This window comes from Pseudomonas akapageensis (assembly GCF_011355085.1).
In the GTDB taxonomy this organism is placed as follows: Bacteria; Pseudomonadota; Gammaproteobacteria; order Pseudomonadales; family Pseudomonadaceae; genus Aquipseudomonas; species Aquipseudomonas akapageensis.
The window spans coordinates 61,747-82,120 of record NZ_VXCP01000033.1 but is presented as its reverse complement, the minus strand read 5'-3'; the positions used below and the strand labels follow the sequence as shown (position 1 = coordinate 82,120).

The following is a 20,374-nucleotide window of genomic DNA, read 5'->3' as shown; positions in this document are numbered from 1 at the left end:
GGCGAGTCCATTTGATTACATGGAAATTCTGGCCGATCCCTTGTAGCCGCTGCCGCAGGCTGCGCTGGGGCCGAAGGCCCCCGGCGATCTTGCGATTTTGCGCGCGCTTCGCACGCGAGCGCAGCCGTGCGGCAGCGGCTACATGATGTGCCCCCCCAAAAGTAAAGCCGCTCCCACGGACGCTGAGCAAAAGCATCCGTGGGAGCGGTCCTGGCCGCGATCAGCTCAGCCGAGCGTAATCAGATCTCCCAGATCAGGTTGACCGCCGCATAACGCCCTGGCTGGGTAAAACGGCCCAGGCTCGGCGAGTCGGCATCGCGGCCCTGCACGTCACCCCAGTTCCAGTACTTCTTGTCGGTCAGGTTGAACAGGCCGCCGTTGATCGAAACCGATTCGGTGACCTGATACCAGGCGTTGAGGTCGAGCACGCCGTAGCCGGGGGTTTCGAACTGGCTGTTGATCAGGGCCGCAGAATCGCCAGTGTGATCGACGCGATCCTTGGACTGGACCACAGTCCAGGTCAACTGACCGCCGAACACGCCGCTCGGTGCGTTGTAGCCCAGGCCCATGACGGCCTTGAGCGGGTCGATGCTGTTGAGCGGTTCACCCGTATCCTCATCTTCGCCATGGGCATAGGCGATCGAGCCCAGGGCGTGGGTGCCGGCGGGCATGAAGGCGTCGAGCTTGATATCGCCCTTGGCTTCGGCGCCGTAGATGGTGACCTTGCTGAGGTTGCGGTTCTGGAAGGTCGTCAGGCCGTTGCCATTTGGATTGGGCACGATGGTGTTGGAGATGAAGTCCTTGTACTTGTTGTAGAACAGCGCAAGGCCGAAGCTGCCCAGGTCATAACGACCGCGCAGGCCGGTTTCGAAGCTGTTGCTGGTTTCAGGCTTGAGGTCCGGGTTGCCGATCTGTTGGTAGCCCTGCTGCGGGTTGCTGAACTCGCCGAACATGCCGGTGATGGGCGGAGCGCGGAAACCGGCGGCGTATTGGCCGTAGAGGCTTTCGTGCTCGGTCAGTTGATACGTCACGCCGAATTTCGGCGAGATGTGATCGTCCGTGACGCGCGACGGATCGGTATCCGACGGCAAGCCGTTGAGGAATTCGTCGGTGACATGGGGCGTCTGACGGTAGTAGTCGTAACGCACGCCTGGCAGCAAGGTCCAGCGGCCGATCTCGATGCTGTCCTGGACGAACAGGCCCAGCGAATCGCTGGTCGGATCCGGGAAGTCGCTGACCGGGAAGTTTTCCGGCGGCGCGATCACCGCGCCGGTGTCCAGGCGCACTTCGCGGCCCGTGCGCAGGTTGCTGGCGTCGGTGCGTCTGACCTCGGCGCCGTAGATCAGGTAGTGGCGCGTGTCGCCTATGGCGAATTCCTTGTCCAGCTGGGTATTCAGGCTCCACAGGCGCTCGTCGTACTGCGAGTCACGGGTGCGAAGACGGTTGACCAACGCAGTGGTCCGGCGCTGCTGCTGGGTCTTCTGGCTGTTGTCGCTTTCCTGGTAGTTCAACTGCCATTGCAGCTTGTCGGCCAGCAGGCTGTCCAGGCTCAGGGTGTGCGCCAGGCTGTAGCGGGTGCGGTCGATGCTGTCCTCGGCCTGGGAACCCAGAATGGCCGGGGTCGTCTGGGTCGCTCGGGAGGTGATGTCGCTGAGCAGGTTGCTGTTGGCATCGTCCTCGTAGCGCTCGTAGGTGAACTGCAGACGGTCGCCTTCGGCGTAGTCCCAACCCAGTTTGGCCAGCAGATTCTTGGTGGTGTAGTCGAGCGGGTTGGCCTCTTCGCGGCCCACGCCGGTGCCGCCGTTACCGCCCCAGGTGTCGGTGGACTGGCCATCGCGGCGGCCGAGGTGCAACAGGCCATCGACGCTGCCCAGGCGGCCGGCGAAGGTGGCGCTGCGCTGCCAGCTGTCGTCGCTGCCGTCGTAGCCGGTTTTCAGGCGGGCATAGGTGTCGTCGCCTTCGTCCAGGTAGTCGGCGGCATCCTTGGTCAGGTAGCTGACCGCACCGCCGATGGCGTCACTGCCGTACAACGAGGACGCCGGGCCACGGATGATTTCCACGGTCTTGACCGTGTCGAGGTCGACGTAGTTGCTGCGCACGTCCTGGAACGGGCTGAAGAAGTTGCTCTGCGGCACACGCACGCCGTCGACCTGGGTCAGGACCCGGTTGCCGTCGATACCACGGATATTGGCGCCTTTGAGGCCGAAACGATCGCCCGTGCCGCTGACCGAAACACCCGGTTCGTAGCGCACCAGGTCTTTGAGGTCCTTGTCGTTGAACTGGTCGATTTCGCGTTCGGTATGGACTGACACGGTGCTGGGCACCTTGATCAGGGTCTGCTCGGTACGGGTAGCGGTCACGCTGACGGTGTCGAACTGAGTCGTTGTCTCTGCAGCCAGGGCCAGCGATGGCGAAAGCAGCAGCAAGGCAAGCCAGGGACGACGGGCAAATGGCGGGTGAATCGACATCTAACTTACTCCTGGGTCTGACAGCTGGCACGCGCCGGCAGGCCTTTTGCGGTCCTGCGTCAGCGGGTCGAACTGTCCGGCATGTGTCTGATTTTTTTAGGAATCACAGCGTTCGGTCCCTTTCTGCGAGGGGCTGGTCTTGGCAAACGCTCGTTTGGCAGCGGCGGCGAAGATAATCCAGCTTGACTTGCAAATGCAAATTATTACCATACGCATTATATTTCTAAACAGAACGAACGTGCATGAAGCACTTCTGGTCCTACCTGCTGGTGTCCATCGCGCTGCATTTGAGCGTGGGCTGGCTATTGCGCGATCTTCGGGCAGAGCCCGAGCCGCTGGCCTGGCAACCACCGATGGCAATCCAGCTGGTCGACCTCGCTCCGCTCGCCCAGCCGGTGCCGGTACCGCGTACCCAACCAGCACCTGAGCGCAAGCAGGTCGAGGCGCCAACGCCAGTGAAGGTGCCCGTGACGGCCAAACCGGACACCGCGCAGCCCAAGCCGCTGCCGGTCGCGAAAACACCGGTCATCACCAAGACACCACCACCCCAGCGTCCTGAACCGCGCCCGTCACAAGCCACTCACTCGACACCCGCCACGGTGCAGACGGAGACCCAGCCTGCCCCCGCAAAAACCGTCAGCCCGACGGCGCCATCCATTGCCGCGCCGGCCCCACCGCTCACCCCCGTGGTCAGCCTGCGCCCCAGCTTCGTCACGCCACCACCGGCGCCCCGCTACCCTTCTGTGGCACGACGCCGCAACCAGCAAGGCATCGTGCGGGTCGAGGTGTGTCTGGATGAGCGCGGTCAGCAGCAAAAGCTCACGCTGATAAAGTCCTCGGGTGTGGAAAGTCTTGATCAGGCGGCGCTGGAAGCCGTGAAGAGCTGGCGCTTTCGCCCCGAAATCGTTGACGGCCGGGCCGTGCCCAGCCGCGTGGAAATACCCATAGAATTCGCCCTGACGGCGAACCGTTGATCCTGAGGAGCTTCACATGACTGCACACACAGCACCCGCGCTCTACCAGAACTGGCAACAGCTTCGTGCTGAACAAGTCGGTGTACGCGCTCGCGATGCCGCCGCCAGACTGGGCGTCAGCGAGGCCGAGCTGACCGCCAGCCGCCTGGGTACCGATGCGGTGCGCCTGCGCCCGGACTGGGCCGCACTGCTGCCGGCACTCGGTGAGCTGGGCTACATCATGGCGCTGACCCGCAACGAGCACTGCGTGCATGAACGCAAGGGTTTCTATCGCGACGTGACGGTGATGGGCAGCGGTCAGATGGGCCTGGTGGTGTCCGCCGATATCGACCTGCGCCTGTTCCTGAGCGGCTGGGCCAGCGTGTTTGCCGTTGACGAAGCCACCACCCGCGGCCCGCAGCGCAGCATCCAGGTGTTCGACCGCCAGGGCCTGGCCGTGCACAAGGTCTACCTGACTGCCAAGAGCGAGGAAGCCGCCTGGGCGCCATTGGTCGAGCGTTTCCGCGCCGAGGAACAGACCGCCGAACTGGACCTGCAACCTCTGCCCGAAGCCAAGGCAGCACGTGCCGACGACGATATCGATGCCGCCGCCATGCGCAGCGAATGGTCGCAGCTGCAGGACACCCATCACTTTTTCGCCCTGCTCAAGCGCCATGACGTTGCCCGCACCCAGGCCCTGCGCCTGGCCGGCCACGAGTGGGCGGAGCCTTTGGCCACCGTCGAACTGATCAAGGTGATTGAAGAAGCGGGCAAGCGCGAAGTGCCGATCATGGTGTTCGTGGGCAACAAGCATTGCATCCAGATCCACTCCGGCACCGTCAGCAACCTGCGCTGGATGGACACCTGGTTCAACGTGCTCGACCCGGAATTCAACCTGCATCTGAAGACAACGGGCATCACCGAACTGTGGCGCGTGCGCAAGCCGAGCGCAGACGGCATCATCACCAGTTACGAAGGCTTCGATGCCGAAGGCGAACTGGTCATCCAGTTGTTCGGCGCACGCAAGCCGGGCATCTCGGAGCGTGACGACTGGCGTGCCCTGGCAGAATCCGCCCCCACTTTGATCGGCTAAGGAAGCGTCTCGATGCGTATGACAACACTGCTGGCTTGCGCTGGCGTGCTCTTGAGCCAACTGGCCACTGCCGCTGACGCCTTGCCGCAACGCTGGGTCAGCGCCGGCGGCGCGTTCAGCGAGTGGGTGGTCGCCCTTGGCGGCGAAAGCAAGCTGGTCGGTGTCGACAGCACCAGCCAGTACCCGCGTTCGCTGCACAGCCTGCCCGGCATCGGCTACCAACGCGCGCTTGCAGCTGAAGGGATCCTCGCCCTGCGGCCGGACATTCTGGTCGGCAGCAATGAAATGGGCGCCCCGCCAGTACTGGAACAGCTCAAGGCCGGTGGCGTACGCATCGAATTGCTCTCGGCAAAGCCTGATGTGCAAGCCCTGGAACACAACCTGACCCAACTCGGGCAATTGCTCGGCAATCAGGCCCAGGCGCAGACACTGCTCGATGGCTATCGCCAGCGCCTGCAAAGCCAGGCCGCGTGGGTCAAGCAGGCGCAGCAACATCACCAGGCACCCCGGGTGTTGATGCTGCTCAGCCATTCCGGCGGCAATCTGCAGGTGGCCGGCAAGGACACCCTGGCCGCCTGGATGATCAACCAGGCCGGCGGGCAAAGCCTGGGTGACCACAACGGCTACAAGCCGGTTTCCGTTGAGGCCATGCTGGCACTGGATCCGGAGGTGATCATTTTCGCCGGAGGCCGGCTTGAGGGCGATGCCGCCCGTGCGGCGTTGCTCCAACAGAATCCGATCCTGGCGCAAACCCGGGCCGGTCGCGATGGCCGGGTGGTGGTCATCGACCCGACCCTGCTGGTGGGTGGCCTCGGTCCTCGGGTACCGGACGCTCTGAGTATGCTCTCGACCGCGTTTTATCCTTCCGCCCAGGCCCAGACCGCCGAGATCAAGCGATGACGGCCATGTTTCGTCCGCGGCCAACGCTGATGGTGCTTGGCCTGTTGCTACTGTTGGTGTTCTGGCTGTCCCTGGCCCTGGGACCGGTCAGCCTGCCACTGAGTGATACCTTGCTGGCCGGATTGCGTCTGCTCGGTGTGCCGGTCGATGGCAGCGGCACGCAGCAGGCGGAGTTGATCCTTGGGCAGATTCGCATGCCGCGCAGCCTGCTCGGCATCGCCGTCGGCTCGGTCCTGGCGCTGTCCGGGGTGGCGATGCAGGGATTGTTCCGCAACCCACTGGCAGACCCGGGTCTGGTCGGGGTTTCCGGCGGTGCGGCCCTGGGTGCGGCCCTCGCTATCGTCGGTGGCAGTTTGCTGGGTGGCGTGCCACCAGCAGTAGAACCTTATCTGTTGTCAGTCTGCGCCTTTGCCGGTGGCCTGGTCGTCACGGCGGTGGTGTATCGCTTCGGCCGCATCGATGGACAGACCAATGTCGCCACCATGCTCCTGGCCGGCGTGGCAATGACGGCGATGGCCGGCGCCGGTGTCGGCCTGTTCACTTATCTGGCCGATGACGCGACCCTGCGCACCCTGACCTTCTGGAACCTGGGCAGCCTCAACGGTGCCAGCTACCAACGCTTGTGGCCATTGCTGATCGTGGCGGTGGGCGTGGCGCTGTGGTTGCCACGCCGGGCACCGGCGCTCAATGCGATGCTGCTGGGCGAATCCGAGGCCCGCCACCTGGGCTTCGATATTGAGCGGATCAAGTTGGAGCTGGTGATCTGCACGGCGCTGGGCGTCGGCGCTGCCGTGGCGGCGGCCGGCCTGATCGGTTTTATCGGCCTGGTGGTGCCGCACCTGATGCGCCTGCTGGTCGGCCCCGATCATCGGGTGCTGCTACCGGCGTCGTTGCTGGCCGGTGCCAGCCTGCTGTTGTTGGCCGATCTGGTCGCGCGCTTGCTGTTGGCGCCGGCGGAACTGCCGATCGGGATCGTGACCGCACTCATCGGTGCGCCCTTCTTCCTTTATCTGTTGGTGCGAGGGCGTTCCTGATGCTGCGAGCCAAGAACCTGCTGGTACGGCGCGGCACTCGCACCGTGCTGGCGGACATCGATATCGAGCTGCGCGCAGGTGAAGTCCTGGGTGTCCTGGGCCCCAACGGCGCCGGTAAAAGCACCCTGCTCGGCGCCTTGTGCGGCGAGCTGCCGGCAAGCGCTGGCGAGGTCAGCCTCGACACGCGACCGCTGGCCGACTGGCCGGGCCAGGCGCGGGCGAAACGTCTGGCGGTGTTGCCCCAGAGTTCGAGCTTGAACTTCGCCTTCTCGGTCAATGAAGTGGTGGGCATGGGGCGCCTGCCCCATGCCAGCGGCCGGGTGCGCGATGCCGAAATCGTTGCCGAGGCGCTCAGTGCCGCCGACGCCAGCCACCTGGCCGGGCGCAGTTACCTGGCCCTCTCCGGTGGCGAGCGCCAGCGCGTGCACCTGGCGCGCGTCCTTGCCCAGCTGTGGCCAGGCGCCGTGGGGCAGACCCTGCTGCTGGACGAGCCGACTTCCATGCTCGACCCACTGCACCAGCACACCATCCTCCAGGCCGTGCGCGATTTCGCCGGGCGTGGCGCCGCGGTGCTGGTGATCCTGCACGACCTCAATCTTGCGGCGCGTTACTGCGATCACCTGTTGCTGTTGCAGGACGGTCGTCCCCATGGCTATGGCTCGCCGGATGAAGTCCTGACGGCCGAGGCACTGGAGGCGGTGTATGGGTTGCAGGTCCTCATCCAGCAGCACCCCGAACGTGGTCATCCCCTGATTATTGCGCGCTGATATCAGCCCCTAAGGAAACCCGATGCGCATTGTGTTGCTTTGCATGTTCAGCCTGCTGGCTGCCTGCCAATCTCATCACGTCACCCCACCACCGGCTCCGATTGCCCCTGAAAATCGCGACCATGCCGAACTCGGCGTCATCCGCGAACTGGCCACGGGCCGCACCCTCAGCCCACAAGAGCTGGTCGAACGTCTGGCTGCCGCGCCGCGGGTGTTGGTCGGCGAACAACACGACAACCCCGACCACCACGCCCTGCAACTGTGGCTGCTGCGCGAAATGGCAGCGCAACGCCCGCAAGGCAGCCTGTTGATGGAAATGATCAACCCGGACCAGCAGGCCAAGGTCGATGCCGCGCAGGCTGCGACCCGTGCCGGCCAGCCACCGGCCGATCCCTATCAGGCACTGGCGTGGCAGGCCAATTGGGACTGGAGCCTGTACGGTGCATTGGTTACTTACGCGCTGCGCCAACCCTACCCGCTGATGTCGGCCAACCTGGATCGTGCACAGATCATGCAGATCTACAAGCAGCGGCCATTGCTTACCGGCGAAGCGTCCACGACCAAACAGGTTCAAGCGACGTTGCTCGATGACATTCGTGAGTCCCATTGCGGCCTGTTGCCCGAATCGCAGATGCCGGCAATGCTCGCCGTGCAGCAGCAGCGTGACCGCCGCATGGCCGAACGCCTGCTGGCCGCGCCGCAGCCTGCGGTGTTGTTGGCGGGGGCTTTCCATGTGCGCAAGGATCTGGGGGTGCCGTTGCACCTGAAGGACCTGGGTGCTGGCGAGGGGAATGCGGTGTTGATTCTGGCTGAGGTGGGGAAGCCGGTGACGGCTGAGAGTGCTGATTACGTGTGGTACACAGCGGCGCAGCCGGAGCAGGATCATTGTGCGAAATTGCGGCGTTAGGACGATCGCATCGCGGGCAAGCCCGCTCCCACAGAGAGTCTCGGTTGGTCCACAATTCTGTGAACAATCCTGTGGGAGCTGGCTTGCCAGCGATGAGGCCCTAACGGCTCAACGCGTAAATATCTGCGCCGTAGTAATCGCCATATCCCCCCCAGGCAACTGGATCTTGCCGATCTGCTTCAACGAATCGGCATCGAAGATCGCCACGTCGTTGAACGTCCCTGCCAGATAGATCTTGTTCCCCGCCTTGTTGAACGAAATGCAGTAGTAGGAGTGATCCAGGTTCGCGGCCTGGAGCATCTTCTTCTCCTTGATGTCGTACTTGGCCAGGCGGTTGAGCACGCCATACATCAGGTTCGGGTCTTTCGGCGAGCGCATGCCGCTGAAGTAGATTTCGGTCAATGGGCCGAAGTCGACGGTCTCGGTCTTGCCGGTGGCCAGGTCAATGTTGAAGAAGCCATAGAGGTAGTCCGCCGTGGCCGGGTCTTCTTTCTTGTCCTTGAACTTCGCTGTGGTGTAGAGCAGCGAGAAATCATGCCGGTGCGTTTGCTGGTTCCATACATAGAGCACGTCCGGTGCGCTGTACAGCGGGCGCTTCCAGTGGCGGCTGGGGATCAGCACGTCGAACTTGCCGGTCTTGACGTTGACCTTGTAGACGTCCGCCCCGGCCACATACAAGGTACCGTCGTCGCCACTTTGCATGATGGTCAGCTGCCGCGGCGCCGGGAAGCTGCGCACCGGTTTGGCATCCATGCCGGCATCGGTGGCGTAGACGTCCAGGCGCGGTTGCTTGACCTCATAGTGGTCGTTGAGCATCAAGGTCGGATTGGCGACGGTGTACAGCTCCTTGCCGTCATGGCTGACGGTGAAGGCGAACATCGAGCGAGCCTTCTCTCCAGGTTGCTGGGTGATGCTGGCGTGGAACACCTGCTTGCAGCTGTCGAGCTCGACGCCGTAGACATCGGCGTAATGGTTGTTGAGCACGTAAGCGATCTTGCGATCCGGGGACAATTGCACGGTCCCCGGACCAAAGGCATCGGGCATCTGGCAGGTCTTGTAGAGGCTGTCGTTCTGCAGGTCGATCACATGCAGATTGTTCGGGTAGTTGGTGGCAACCATGTATTCGTGCCCGGCCTCGAGCGCCTTGCTCTCCTCGGCGTGGGCGGTGAATGAGCAGGCGCCGAGAATGGCGATGGCGGCGAGGCCGCGAGTAGCAGTGTGCAGCATGCTGTTTTCCCTCTTGTTCGGCTGTCCGCTCATTTGTCGTCCGGGAACACGGTCCCAAGGTTGCGCCAACTGTCGTTGGAGGCCTGGGCATCTTTGTTCCAGTCGGGGTAGGTGCTCATCATGTCCGGCACCTGGGCCGGCCACCAGCAAGGGTCGGAGCAGCCATAGAGGTCGGCTTCCATCGGCTGGCACAGCGACGACACACCGCCAAAGGCGTCGATTTCCCAACCCGGGTCGGTGGTCGAGGCGCAGCCGGCGACGGAGTTCATGGCCACCACTTCTTCGATGCGGTTTTCATCGGCGGCCTGTTCGAGCTTGAGGGCTTTATTATTGATTGGCTTGAGATGTTTCATGTCAGTGGGCCTTGCGCGGAGTGATGTAGCTGCTGATGAACGCGGGGTTGCCCGCCATGATCCGGCTGTAGACTTCGATGCCGAAGTCGACCCAGTCGCGCATCAGTTCGCAGTAGTGGTACGTCGGGTGAGCCGGGTCGCCGTAACGCGCATAACTCTCGTGGTAGCAGCCGCCGGAGCACAGATTGCGGATGCGGCAGCTGTCGCAGCCGGTGTTGGTCCGGTCCAGGCGCTGTGAGAGGAAGTCGTTCAGTTCGACCTGCTTGACCCCGCTGTGAACGTTGCCGAAGGTCGGCAACGACGAGCCAGTGAAGCGGTGGCACAGGTTCAACTCACCCTTGTGATCGACCGCCAGCATCTTCAGCCCGGCACCGCACGGCAGCGCCTTCTTGTGCCCTTCGTGGATGTCGGTGATCAGTTGATGCAGGTTGGAGAAACCGATGTTGCGGTGCTCCAGCGCTGCTGCCAGGTAACGCCGGCCCAGGGCTTTCATGTTGGCGAACACCTGGATCAGCTCTTCGCTGGTCAGGTTGAAACTGCTGATGTCGCCGCTGGTCACCGGCGCGAAACCGACTTCGGCAAAACCCAGTTCGTTGAACAGGTGATCCCAGATGGTTTCGACATCGGTGACGCCGGTGGTCAGGGTCACCCGCGCGCCCACCGGACGGCTGTTGTAGCGCGACAGCAGCATCTCGGCCTTGCGCCGCACCACGTCATAGGTGCCCTGCCCGCCCACGGTGATACGGTTGCGGTCGTGCACGGTCTTCGGTCCGTCGATACTTACCGACAGCCCGAAGCGGTGAGCGTTGAGGTAGTCCACCGTCTCTTCGGTGAGCAGCGTCGCGTTGGTGGTCATGACGAACTCGACACGCTTGCCGGCTTCACTGAAACGCTTCTCACAGTAATCGACCATGTGTTCGATCAACTTGCGGTTGCTCAGCGGTTCGCCACCGAAAAACACCACGGTGTAGCTGGGTTCGTCAGGGGACTCCTTGAGCAGCATTTCCACCGAGGCTTCGGCCGTCTCGGCGCCCATCTTCTTGCCGGCCGAGGGCTTGTCCAGGTCTTCCTTGTAGCAGTAGGTGCAGCTCAGGTTGCAGCCGGTGTTGACGTTCAGCACCACGGTGTTCAGCGCCGTGCGCTCGACCCGCTTGACGCCGACTTCCGGGGTCAGCGGCGAGCCGTCACTGACCAGTTCCAGCGCAATCAGCTCGCGCAGGGTTTCGTTGATTTCCTCGCCATTGAAGCGCGCGGCGAGGCGCTCGACCAGGGTTTCCGAAGAACAGCCCTCGCCACGCAGGGTGTCGATGATTTCGCCGGTCAGCTCATCGCTGGCGAACAGCGAACTGCTCGGAATGTGAAACAACATGCGCGCTGCATCGACGCTGACTTCATGCAGATTGCGCTCTACCAGATTCAAGATGACGCCCATTGCAACCTCCTCGAGAAAGGCCGGTCGGTGCCGACCCTCTCCTTGTTACTGACTCAATGCCTAACCTCAGGGGCCCCGCAACGGGTTCTCAAGGAATGGGCGGATTGTTCCAGCGTTGCACGGTGACGATCATCTGACCTTCGCCGGTATGGGATTTGCCGGCGTCATCCACGGCGGCAATGACCTTCAGGTTGCCGGCGTTGTTGGTCGACATCTTGCGTTGCGGGTTGGGCCCGGCATCGCCCGGGGTGAAGACCCCGGAATCGGCTTGCATGGTGCCGGCGTACTTGACGTCTTCGTCTTCCTTGGCGCGCTCGTCGAAGGCCTCGACCTTCCACTGCGCCGGGAACACACCGATGCGGTACGGCTTGCCATCGGTGCCCTTGCCCCAGGCTTCGGCATCGAAGCGGCCCTGGACTTTCGGCGTCGAGCCACCGCCCTCACCGATACGCGCCACCGAGAAGGCCGGCACGACCTTGACCTCGGCAATGTCACGATAGACCGCCAGGTTCACACCCTTGAGAGCACCGACGCTGACAGCACGCACGCCCGGTGCCGCATCGGCAGCCGCCTTGAGCTTGACCCGCAGGCGCTCCGGCGTCTGCTCCAGCACTTCAACAACCTCGACGCCCTTGCCGAACGACGGCTTGCCTTCCAGGCCGCTGCCGATCAGGGTGACTTCGCCTTCACTGCCGGCCTTCAGGTAGCCAGGCTGCACGGCCAGCAACTGTTTGGTGCCTTGCTTGGCCGCGACGAAATCCAGGCCCCGCTCGTCGTGGGCCTTGTCGAACATCCGGCCCTTGAGTTCGCCGCCCTTGGCCGCGAACACCTGGCGCATGTTCACGCCATCGACCGTGACATTGCCGCGCCATTCGTAACCGCTGTAGAGAATTGCGCTGCCTTCGCCCTTGAACGGGCTGCCATCGGCATATTGGCCATCGACCGCGACCTTGAACTGGTCGGTACCGTTGGCGCTGACGGTCATGATGCCGCCCAGCTCACCCTTGCCCGGCATATGGCCGCTGAAGCTCCATTGACCGACCATGGCCTCGGCCTTGGGCATGTTTTTCTGCCAGTCCTTCCAGGCCTGAGTGTCCAGTGGGTAACGCTTGGCCAGCAGCGGCACCATGTCCTTGCGGGCGATATCGAACCAGTCGCGGTCACGGGCCAGCGCCTGATACTCCAGCGACGGCCATTGGCCCAGGTGGAAGTTCACCAGACGTTCCCATTCCTGGGCAGGACGCCGCTGCAAGGCGACCCGCGCACCGGAGTGGCAGCGGCCACACATCTGCTTGGTTTGATCGTCGAACTGCTCGACCGTATTGAGCCGACGCTCCAGCGCATAACGCACGCCATCGGTTTCGCTCGGCGCCAGGCCCTGGGTATCGGCCAGGTACTTGACCACCGTGCGGCGGTCTTCGTCGCTGATCTGCAGATTGTGCATGGTCTGCATGCGCGCAATGCTCATCAGCCAGCCTTCCGGGGTCTTGCGCTGGTGGCTGATGCGGCTCAAGGCGTTTTCACCTTCAGGCGTGTGACAGCCCTGACAGGTTTCCTTGAGAATGGTCTGCGCGTCGCGGGCCTGGCTTTGCTCGGGATGCAGGGCCAGGCATGCGGCAACCGCCAACAGGCCACTGGTCATGCTCAAGCGGAGTGTTCTCTTCATCAACGTCTGACCTCCCACGGGACTTATTCTTATCGTTTTCAAGTCTGTGCTTTTGTTATCGATCTCTCGGCCTGCTGAGCTTGGATCAGGCAGGGCTCAGGCCCGAGAGTCACTTGTAGGGGAGCAATACAACTAGTGTGCCAAATCGAGCATTGCCTCGTATTTCAAGGCTTGGGGACAGTTTAGGCGGTCATTTGAAAGGAGCACGCGGAGGACTGAACGTTTAATTTCGCGACAGCTGTTCCACTCTGAGACAGCCCGACAACGCGGCCCTGTCGCCGTTGTCCGAGTGCGTCTCAGCGTTGTCGCAGAATGCGACAGGCAGCGCTTGGAACTGCGATCGATAGATTGCATTAAATATTTATAAAACAATGAGTTGAATAAAAAATTCGGCATTGGCACAGCGGTTGCGAAAGGGCTTCCATCCCCCGAACAACAAGAGGCCATCGCCATGTCCGCAACACCATCACTGCATCCCGCCACCCAGGCATTCCTGCAACGCACACCGACCATGCTGATCGGCGCCGAATGGGTCACCGCCGCCGATGGCGCCACCATGGACCTGCGCAACCCGGCCACCGGCGAAGTGCTGTGCAAGGTGCCGTCGGCCTCGGCGGCCGATGTCGACCGCGCCGTGCTGGCTGCGCGGCAGGCCTTCGATGATTCGGCCTGGAGCCGCACGCGTCCACGCGAGCGGCAGAACCTGCTCTGGCGCCTGGCCGACCTGCTTGAACGTGACGGCGAAATCCTCGCCCAGCTCGAATGCCTGAACAACGGCAAGAGCGCAGCGGTCGCACGGGTCATGGACGTGCAACTGGCCATCGATTTCCTGCGCTACATGGCCGGCTGGGCCACCAAAATCGAAGGCTCGACCGTGGATGTATCCCTGCCGCTGATGCCCAATGACCAATTTCACGGCTTCATTCGCCGCGAAGCGATTGGCGTGGTCGGCGCCATCGTGGCGTGGAACTTCCCCTTGCTGCTGGCGTGCTGGAAGCTGGGCCCGGCGCTGGCGACCGGCTGCACCGTGGTGCTCAAGCCCGCCGACGAAACCCCACTGACCGCACTGAAACTGGCAGAACTGGTGCTGGAAGCCGGCTACCCCAGCGGGGTGTTCAACGTCGTCACCGGCACCGGCATTACTGCAGGTTCGGCGCTGACCCACAACCCGCTGGTGGACAAGCTCACCTTCACCGGCTCCACCGAAGTGGGCAAGCAGATCGGCAAGGTCGCCATGGAGTCGATGACTCGCGTAACCCTGGAACTGGGCGGCAAATCGCCGACCATCGTGATGCCCGATGCTGACCTCGCCAGCGCCGCCGCCGGAGCCGCCAGCGCGATCTTCTTCAACCAGGGCCAGGTCTGCTGCGCCGGCTCCAGACTGTATGTGCACCGCAAACACTTCGACAATGTGGTGGCCGACATCGCTGGCATCGCCAACAGCATGAAGCTCGGCAACGGCATGGACCCCACTGTGCAGATGGGTCCGCTGATTTCGGCCAGACAGCAGCAACGGGTGTTCAACTACATCGAAATGGGCCGCGACAGCGGTGCAACCATCGCCTGCGGTGGCGAGCAGTTCGGCCCTGGGTATTTCGTCAAACCAACGGTGATCGTCGACGTCGACCAGAACAGCCGGCTGGTGCAGGAAGAGATCTTCGGCCCGGTGCTGGTGGCCATTCCCTTCGACGATGAGGCAGAGGCCCTGCGCATGGCCAACGACAGCCCCTATGGCCTGGGTGCGAGCATCTGGTCGAATGATCTGGCGGCCGTGCACCGGATGATCCCGCGCATCAAGTCCGGTTCGGTCTGGGTCAATTGCCACAGTGCGCTGGATCCGGCACTGCCGTTTGGCGGTTACAAGATGTCTGGCGTGGGCCGGGAAATGGGCGCTGCGGCCATCGAGCATTACACCGAGCTCAAGTCGGTGCTGATCAAGCTCTGAAGCCGGCCACCGGCCCTGGTTTCAGGGCCGGTAACCCTGGCTGAGCAACCAGCTGCGGATGGTGCGCGCCTGCTCTTCGGACAACCCGGCCAGCACCTGCTGCGCAGGTTCGTGTTGCAGGCGGCTGACCAGTGGCGCCAGTTCGACACCCTGGATATGCCAGATCCCCAGCGGTTGATCCGGGGTGATCACCACTTGCGCCGCCTCCACCAGCCCGTCGCGCAGCACGGGAGCGGATTGAATTTTCAATGCGGCGAAATCCACAGGACGGTGCGCAGGCTCGGCATCCGGCCAGCCGCTGCGCGCCTGCCAGAACGGGCTCGTCGGCCACTGTTGCTCCTGGGCATAGAAGTCGCGCCCGATGCGGGCAAAACGCCAGAACAATTGCTCGACCCGCTGCTGGTGAAACTGCCGGGCCAACCCTGCCCGCTGCGGTTGGTGCAGCAGGGTATTGATCACGGCAGGCGCCTGTAGCGCCGACGACAAGGACTGGAAGATGCCATTGCCCGAGAGTGGATCGACCGCCATGGCGGCATCGCCGACGCGAATCCAGTTGTCGCCGCAGGCCTGCTGACTGAGGATTGCCGTGCTGCTGCGGGCGTGCAGTTGCAGGTCTGTTTCATCACCGTTTTCAAAGAACGCTTGCGCCATCGGTAAACGCTGGCGGCGCTCGCGACAGTAATCGAGCAGTTGCGCCTTGCCCGGCAAGTCAGCGCTGGCGACATCCACCGTCAGCTGCCAATAGCAGCGTCCATCGGCCTGGCGGGCCATCCACACCCAGCCGTCCTCCAGGCTCTGCACCGCACTGGCAGTCTTGCCCGGCAGACCTTGCCAGCGATTGAGCAGGCTCAGCGTCTCCGGCCCGCGCACCGCCCTGCCCGTGGCGCCAGCCTGCGGCGCCTGCCGGCCGCGGGCTTCGACGAGAAAATCGGCCTGCAAGGTTTCGCCGCCATCGAGCGCAATTCGATGCCCCGCCTCGGTTGTCGTGACCGTCAGCACGCGCCCTTCGATCAGGCTGACGCCGGCTGATTGCAGGTCCTCGCGCAGCCCCCGGTCGAAGCGTGGGCGATCTAGCAGAAATTCGACATTGCGTGCGTGCTGTTCGCCGTTCCATAGCACCTGACGCTGGGACGGTTGGGTGGCGTTGGCCAGCGCCCGTTGCAGGCCCGCTGAACGCAAGCCCTCGAGCACCCGCTGGGACACCCCCTCAAGCGCGGCGAAACGGCGCCATTCGCTGACGATACACACCTGAAGGCCAAGTTTTCGCAAACCCAGCGCGACAGCTGCACCCGCCGGTCCCGCCCCCAGGATCACAATTCGGCTCATGGCGCAGTCCGGCGTTCCGGCCCCCGGAAGCTGGCGTGCTCGCGCAGCCAGGCGAGCACTTCAGGGTCGCTGGCGTGCGGGTTTTGCAGCAGTAAGGCGGCGATATGCCCGCTCAACGCCGCGCAGCCGAGACTGGCCCCGGAACGACGCGGGTCGTCGCTGCGCACGCAGGCCGCAAAGTCAGCCTGAGCACTGTCGAGCCACGACCATTGTTCTGCAAGGCAACGAGCGTCGCCAGTCACCCGCACGACCCCCGGATAGCTGGCCGGATAAACGGCTTCGCCCTGGGCCGGGCTGGACGCACACAGCATGACCCCCGCTGCCTGCGCCGCAGCACAGGCCTGACGCAGCAGATCGCGATCCTGGCGCAACCCGAGGCTGAGATTGATCAGTCGTACATTACAACCCACCAGCCAGTCGATCGCAGCGGCGATCTGCAAGGCACTGGTGACCCCGCGGGCATCGAATACCTGGGCCACGCAAAACTGTGCATCTGGCGCACGCTGGGCAATGGCCGCCAGGACCGCACTGCCGTGGCCGAGGCTGTCGGGCTGCAACGGGCCCTCGTCGAGCCCCTCGGCAGCCAACTGGAAACGCCGCCCGGCAATCACCTGACCCTGATCCGGCGCATGCCCGCTATCGACAATACCTATGCGCAGCTCAGCTCTCATGGACGCGCTCCTGCGGCGCACTGAGCAGGCCATCGACCAACTCGAAACGCAGGTCGGCATCGGCCAGGGTCGAAGGGCGATGACTGATCAGGATGCGCGTACGCCCGGCAAACAACTGGTCGATGGCACTGATGACTTCGCGCTCGGTGGCTTCGTCGACCGCCGAGGTGGCCTCGTCCAGCACCAGAATCAAAGGGTCCTGCAACAAGGCCCGGGCAATGGCGATGCGCTGCCTCTGCCCGCCGGACAATTGCTGGCCGCGCTCGCCAAGGGGTGTGTCGAGCCCTTCGGGCATCGACTCGATCAGGCTGTCCAGCCGCGCCAGACGCGCCACTTCGGCAATCGCGTCGCGGCTGGCAAAGGGCACGCTGTAGGCCAGGTTATCGGCCAGGCTGCCACGAAACAGTACGATATCCTGGCTGACCACGGCGATTCGGCGGCGCAGTTCATACAGATCGAGTTCACGCAGGTCGCAGCCGTCCAGCAGGATTCGGCCTTCCTGCGGATCGTAGAAGCGTTGCAGCAGATCGATCAGGGTCGACTTGCCGACTCCGGACGCGCCACTCAGGGCAATCTTGCGTCCATAGGGCATGCGCGCTTCGACGCCGCGCAGAATGGCCGGCCGGTCGGGATGACTGAAGTGGACGTTCTCGAAGCACAGCTCCCCGGCCGTTGGCATTGGCCCGGGTTGCGCAGGGCTGCTGACACCGGGTTGCTCACCGCGCAGCTCCATGACCCGCCCCAGGCTGACGGTCATTCGTTGCAACGCCACATACAGGCCCAACAAGCTCTGTACCGGCCCTACCGCCATGCCCAGGTACGTCGAAAAGGCAATCAGGGCGCCCAGTTGCCAGGTGCCCTGCACCACCCAATATCCGCCAATGAGAAAAGCACAAGCCCGCGACAGTGAGGTCAGGGTGCCGGGCACCGCCTGGGTGAAGAATTCGGTGACCTGAAGCCGCAGCAACTGGCTCATGTAGCCCTGGCCCAATCCCTCCAGGCGCCGCGCCTCACGCTGCTGCTGGCCGGCCGACTGGATGAACTTCATCACCGGCAAGGTCTCGACCAGAAAAGACGAAACATCCGCCGAGCGTTCGCGCAGCTGCCGCACTTCACGCTCGACCTTGCGCCGCATCCAGCGCAGCCACAGCACATCCAGCGGGATCAGCACCAGTGCCAGCAACGACAGCTTCCAGGACAGGGTCAGGAGCATGGCCACGGCACAGACCAGACCGATCACACTGGAAACCGCCGAGAACAATGAATCGACGGCAAAGCGCTGGATTTCAGCGACGTCACCGTCCAGACGCGACATCAGGTCGCCGATCCGGCGCTTGCCGTAGAAGCTCGGCGACAGCGTCTGCAAGTGCTGGTACAGCTCGTCGCGCAAGGCAAACAGGATGCGCCCGGACAAGCGGGTATGCAGGTAGCGGTTGACCCCGGAGAGCAACGTGCCGATCAGGCCCGCGGCAATCATCAGTCCGGCAATCAGCACGAGTTGGGAAAAGTTCCGCGCCAGCAGACCATCATCGATCAGCAGCTTGGTCAGCCAGGGTTGCACCAGCACCAGCAAGGACGCGCACAACGACAACCCCAGCAGGCCGGCAATGGCCAGGCGGTGGGGGCGCACGAAGCCGTACAGCCATTGCAGGGAGTGCTGCAGTGTCTGCGGGTCCTTGCTGTCGATCAGTCGGGTAATCAGTCTTTGCATCAGCTGTGCAACTGCTTGAGCTTGCGATACAGGGTCGCGCGGCTGATGCCCAGGGCATCGGCAGCAGCGGAGACATTGCCTTGATGCTGCTCCAGGGACTGACGGATCAACTCCAGCTCATTGTCGCGGATGCGCCCGCTCTGGGGCCGTTCTACCGCACTCAATTCCTCGAGCATGCTGTCGGGCAAGTGCTCGAGACCCAGCTCGGTTTCATGCTCTTCACGCATCGCCAGCAGTGTGCGCAAGACCATCTCCAGTTGGCGAATGTTGCCCGGCCAGTGGTAGTGGGCGAACAACTCGGACAGCTCGCTCGACAGTTTCACCGTGCCGGCACCCAGTTTGGTCAACAGACTCGAAATCAGTTGGCTCAGATCGTCGCGTTCGCGCAGTGCCGGCAACTGCACGCTGATGCCGTTGACCCGGTAGTAGAGGTCTTCGCGAAACTGCTTGTCTTCCACCTGACGTTTGAGGTCACGGTGGGTGGCGCAGATGATCGCCACATCCAGATCCTGCTCTTCGGCAGCCCCCAGCGGGGCGACCTTGCGTTCCTGCAACACCCGTAGCAAACGCGCTTGCAAGGCCAGGGGCATGTCGCCGATCTCATCGAGGAACAGCGTGCCGCCATGGGCCTGTTGCAGGCGGCCAACCACGCCACCGCGGCGAGAGCCGGTGAAGGCGCCTTCGCGATATCCGAACAACTCCGACTCGATCAAGCCTTCGGGAATTGCCGCGCAATTGACTGCGACAAAGGGTTTTTCACTGCGCGCACCGGCCATGTGCAGGGCTCGCGCGACCACTTCCTTGCCGCTGCCGGTTTCGCCCAGCAGCAGCACCGGCAATTCATTGGCCAGGCCCTGGCGCGCCATGCGCAACGCACGGCTATAGCGGCTGTTGCCCATGCCCAGGGAGTCCAGGTCGGGCTGGCCGGGCACGACCTTGGCGGGACGCTTGAGCGTACCGGCGACGCTGATGGGCCGCAGTGGAACCTGCAGGGCCTTGTAGAAGAAGGAGCCCTTGGCGGTTTCGACCGTGTTGATGCCGCCCTGGGCGATGCGCGCCAGCCACTGATCCAGGCGCATGCCGAGAAAATTGTCGCAGCGCTGGCCAATCAAGCTGATGCGCGAGTCTTTGAGTAGCTGGCAGGCCTGGTTGCTGACCGCAAGAATGCGACCTTCCAGATCCAGCGCCAGCAGGCCCTGCCAGGGCGAATCGAGGTATTGGCGGCGGCTGTGAAACGCCAGCACGATCTGGTCCGGGTAGCTGGCATTGAACAGGCGCCCCTCGATCTGACTGACCGCCAGCGAGAGCAGCGCGGTGCTGTCCTGGACGCGACCCAGCGGCCCTTGGCGCGTGAGGTCGAGTACGCCGAGCAGGTCACCCTGCGGGCAGTGAATCGGTACCGAGGTGCAGGAAAAATCGCTCAACCTGTCGAGGTAGTGCTCGCCGCAGTCGATCTGCACCGTGCGCGCTTCCACCAGTGCGGTGCCGAGCGCATTGGTGCCGCGCACCGCTTCGCTCCAGCAGGTGCCCAGGGCGATATCGTCCAGCCCACTGCGCTTGAGGTCTTCGGAGCGGCCTTCGACCGCCAGGATGGTGGCATCGGCATTGGCCAGGATGATCAAGCCTTCCTTGCCCTGGCGCGCCTTGAGGTAATCGACCTCGGCCGCAGCTGCATCGAGCAGCAGGCGATTGCTGGCCAGCAGCACATCGAGACTCGATGCCGACTCCAGGTCGAGCGCCGTACGGCTATTGCAGTGCACGCCATGGCCCAGGCTGCGTCGCCATGAGGCATCGATTTCGGCACGCAGAATGCCATCGGGCAGTTGGCCATCGATGTTCAGTTTTTCACGGGCCAGACGGGCATCCTGGGGCAGGTTGCCATTTATTGTTTTTATGACGTTCATGTGTCGCTCCGGATCGG

At 63.4% G+C, this 20,374-nt stretch carries 16 protein-coding genes; 7 read left to right on the top strand and 9 right to left on the bottom strand.

All coding sequences use genetic code 11. The features are described from left to right. Positions 1-239: 239 nt before the first annotated feature. Positions 240-2,468, bottom strand: a complete 2,229-nt coding sequence (locus F2S13_RS20015; protein WP_166363976.1) for a TonB-dependent hemoglobin/transferrin/lactoferrin family receptor — start codon at positions 2,466-2,468, stop codon at positions 240-242. Between the two features lie 242 nt (positions 2,469-2,710). Between F2S13_RS20015 and F2S13_RS20010 the strand changes: the two genes are divergently transcribed. From F2S13_RS20010 to F2S13_RS19985, 6 genes are read left to right on the top strand one after another with little or no spacing between them, the layout of a single operon-like run. After that, positions 2,711-3,442 carry an energy transducer TonB gene (locus tag F2S13_RS20010; RefSeq protein WP_166363974.1) on the top strand — a complete coding sequence of 244 codons (732 nt, stop codon included), beginning with the start codon at positions 2,711-2,713 and terminating at the stop codon, positions 3,440-3,442. A gap of 16 nt (positions 3,443-3,458) precedes the next feature. Then, positions 3,459-4,514, top strand: a complete 1,056-nt coding sequence (locus tag F2S13_RS20005; RefSeq protein ID WP_166363972.1) for a hemin-degrading factor — start codon at positions 3,459-3,461, stop codon at positions 4,512-4,514. A gap of 12 nt (positions 4,515-4,526) precedes the next feature. Then, the gene (locus F2S13_RS20000) at positions 4,527-5,414 is read left to right on the top strand and encodes a heme/hemin ABC transporter substrate-binding protein (protein ID WP_166363970.1); all 888 of its coding nucleotides are present in this window, start codon (positions 4,527-4,529) and stop codon (positions 5,412-5,414) included. Between the two features lie 50 nt (positions 5,415-5,464). Next, a complete protein-coding gene (locus F2S13_RS19995) occupies positions 5,465-6,448 on the top strand; it encodes a FecCD family ABC transporter permease (RefSeq protein ID WP_166363980.1) in 984 nt (327 codons plus the stop codon). After that, on the top strand, positions 6,448-7,215 hold the full coding sequence (locus F2S13_RS19990; RefSeq protein WP_166363968.1) for a heme ABC transporter ATP-binding protein: 768 nt from the start codon (positions 6,448-6,450) through the stop codon (positions 7,213-7,215). The genes F2S13_RS19995 and F2S13_RS19990 overlap by 1 nt, the downstream gene beginning before the upstream one ends. Before the next feature lie 22 nt (positions 7,216-7,237). Further along, positions 7,238-8,122 carry a ChaN family lipoprotein gene (locus F2S13_RS19985; protein ID WP_166363966.1) on the top strand — a complete coding sequence of 295 codons (885 nt, stop codon included), beginning with the start codon at positions 7,238-7,240 and terminating at the stop codon, positions 8,120-8,122. Positions 8,123-8,230: 108 nt separating this feature from the next. Here F2S13_RS19985 and peaD read toward each other — a convergent pair whose 3' ends face one another. From peaD to peaA, 4 genes are all read right to left on the bottom strand, one after another. Continuing rightward, positions 8,231-9,349 carry a quinohemoprotein amine dehydrogenase subunit beta gene (gene peaD, locus F2S13_RS19980; protein WP_166363964.1) on the bottom strand — a complete coding sequence of 373 codons (1,119 nt, stop codon included), beginning with the start codon at positions 9,347-9,349 and terminating at the stop codon, positions 8,231-8,233. A 29-nt stretch (positions 9,350-9,378) separates the two neighbouring features. Next, positions 9,379-9,702: a quinohemoprotein amine dehydrogenase subunit gamma gene (gene qhpC / locus F2S13_RS19975; RefSeq protein ID WP_166363962.1), complete on the bottom strand. Its 324-nt coding sequence runs from the start codon at positions 9,700-9,702 to the stop codon at positions 9,379-9,381. A gap of 1 nt (position 9,703) precedes the next feature. Continuing rightward, positions 9,704-11,134, bottom strand: coding sequence for a quinohemoprotein amine dehydrogenase maturation protein (gene peaB / locus F2S13_RS19970; RefSeq protein ID WP_166363960.1), 1,431 nt, complete (start codon positions 11,132-11,134; stop codon positions 9,704-9,706). 88 nt (positions 11,135-11,222) lie between these two features. Further along, entirely contained in the window at positions 11,223-12,800 is a 1,578-nt protein-coding gene (gene peaA, locus F2S13_RS19965) for a quinohemoprotein amine dehydrogenase subunit alpha (protein ID WP_166363958.1), read from the bottom strand. 451 nt (positions 12,801-13,251) lie between these two features. Between peaA and F2S13_RS19960 the strand changes: the two genes are divergently transcribed. Further along, positions 13,252-14,745: an aldehyde dehydrogenase family protein gene (locus F2S13_RS19960; RefSeq protein ID WP_166363956.1), complete on the top strand. Its 1,494-nt coding sequence runs from the start codon at positions 13,252-13,254 to the stop codon at positions 14,743-14,745. Between the two features lie 21 nt (positions 14,746-14,766). Here F2S13_RS19960 and qhpG read toward each other — a convergent pair whose 3' ends face one another. The 4 genes from qhpG to F2S13_RS19940 are packed head-to-tail and all read right to left on the bottom strand — an operon-like array spanning position 14,767 to position 20,357. Continuing rightward, entirely contained in the window at positions 14,767-16,071 is a 1,305-nt protein-coding gene (gene qhpG, locus F2S13_RS19955; protein WP_166363954.1) for a flavin-dependent monooxygenase QhpG, read from the bottom strand. Further along, positions 16,068-16,742, bottom strand: coding sequence for a subtilisin-like serine protease QhpE (gene qhpE, locus F2S13_RS19950; RefSeq protein ID WP_166363952.1), 675 nt, complete (start codon positions 16,740-16,742; stop codon positions 16,068-16,070). Before qhpE ends, qhpG begins: the two co-directional genes overlap by 4 nt. Next, entirely contained in the window at positions 16,732-18,453 is a 1,722-nt protein-coding gene (locus F2S13_RS19945; RefSeq protein ID WP_166363950.1) for an ABC transporter ATP-binding protein, read from the bottom strand. The genes qhpE and F2S13_RS19945 overlap by 11 nt, the downstream gene beginning before the upstream one ends. Next, a complete protein-coding gene (locus F2S13_RS19940) occupies positions 18,453-20,357 on the bottom strand; it encodes a sigma-54-dependent Fis family transcriptional regulator (RefSeq protein WP_166363948.1) in 1,905 nt (634 codons plus the stop codon). Before F2S13_RS19940 ends, F2S13_RS19945 begins: the two co-directional genes overlap by 1 nt. Positions 20,358-20,374: the final 17 nt, after the last annotated feature.

Excerpts from the sequence above, each read along its gene's own strand:
- F2S13_RS19985 (WP_166363966.1), top strand. The coding sequence starts at position 7,238 with ATGCGCATTGTGTTGCTTTGCATGTTCAGCCTGCTGGCTGCCTGCCAA.
- peaB (WP_166363960.1), bottom strand. The coding sequence starts at position 11,134 with ATGGGCGTCATCTTGAATCTGGTAGAGCGCAATCTGCATGAAGTCAGC.
- F2S13_RS20015 (WP_166363976.1), bottom strand. The coding sequence starts at position 2,468 with ATGTCGATTCACCCGCCATTTGCCCGTCGTCCCTGGCTTGCCTTGCTG.
- peaD (WP_166363964.1), bottom strand. The coding sequence starts at position 9,349 with ATGCTGCACACTGCTACTCGCGGCCTCGCCGCCATCGCCATTCTCGGC.
- peaA (WP_166363958.1), bottom strand. The coding sequence starts at position 12,800 with ATGAAGAGAACACTCCGCTTGAGCATGACCAGTGGCCTGTTGGCGGTT.
- F2S13_RS19990 (WP_166363968.1), top strand. The coding sequence starts at position 6,448 with ATGCTGCGAGCCAAGAACCTGCTGGTACGGCGCGGCACTCGCACCGTG.
- F2S13_RS20005 (WP_166363972.1), top strand. The coding sequence starts at position 3,459 with ATGACTGCACACACAGCACCCGCGCTCTACCAGAACTGGCAACAGCTT.
- qhpE (WP_166363952.1), bottom strand. The coding sequence starts at position 16,742 with ATGAGAGCTGAGCTGCGCATAGGTATTGTCGATAGCGGGCATGCGCCG.
- qhpG (WP_166363954.1), bottom strand. The coding sequence starts at position 16,071 with ATGAGCCGAATTGTGATCCTGGGGGCGGGACCGGCGGGTGCAGCTGTC.
- F2S13_RS20000 (WP_166363970.1), top strand. The coding sequence starts at position 4,527 with ATGCGTATGACAACACTGCTGGCTTGCGCTGGCGTGCTCTTGAGCCAA.
- F2S13_RS20010 (WP_166363974.1), top strand. The coding sequence starts at position 2,711 with ATGAAGCACTTCTGGTCCTACCTGCTGGTGTCCATCGCGCTGCATTTG.
- F2S13_RS19940 (WP_166363948.1), bottom strand. The coding sequence starts at position 20,357 with ATGAACGTCATAAAAACAATAAATGGCAACCTGCCCCAGGATGCCCGT.
- qhpC (WP_166363962.1), bottom strand. The coding sequence starts at position 9,702 with ATGAAACATCTCAAGCCAATCAATAATAAAGCCCTCAAGCTCGAACAG.
- F2S13_RS19960 (WP_166363956.1), top strand. The coding sequence starts at position 13,252 with ATGTCCGCAACACCATCACTGCATCCCGCCACCCAGGCATTCCTGCAA.
- F2S13_RS19945 (WP_166363950.1), bottom strand. The coding sequence starts at position 18,453 with ATGCAAAGACTGATTACCCGACTGATCGACAGCAAGGACCCGCAGACA.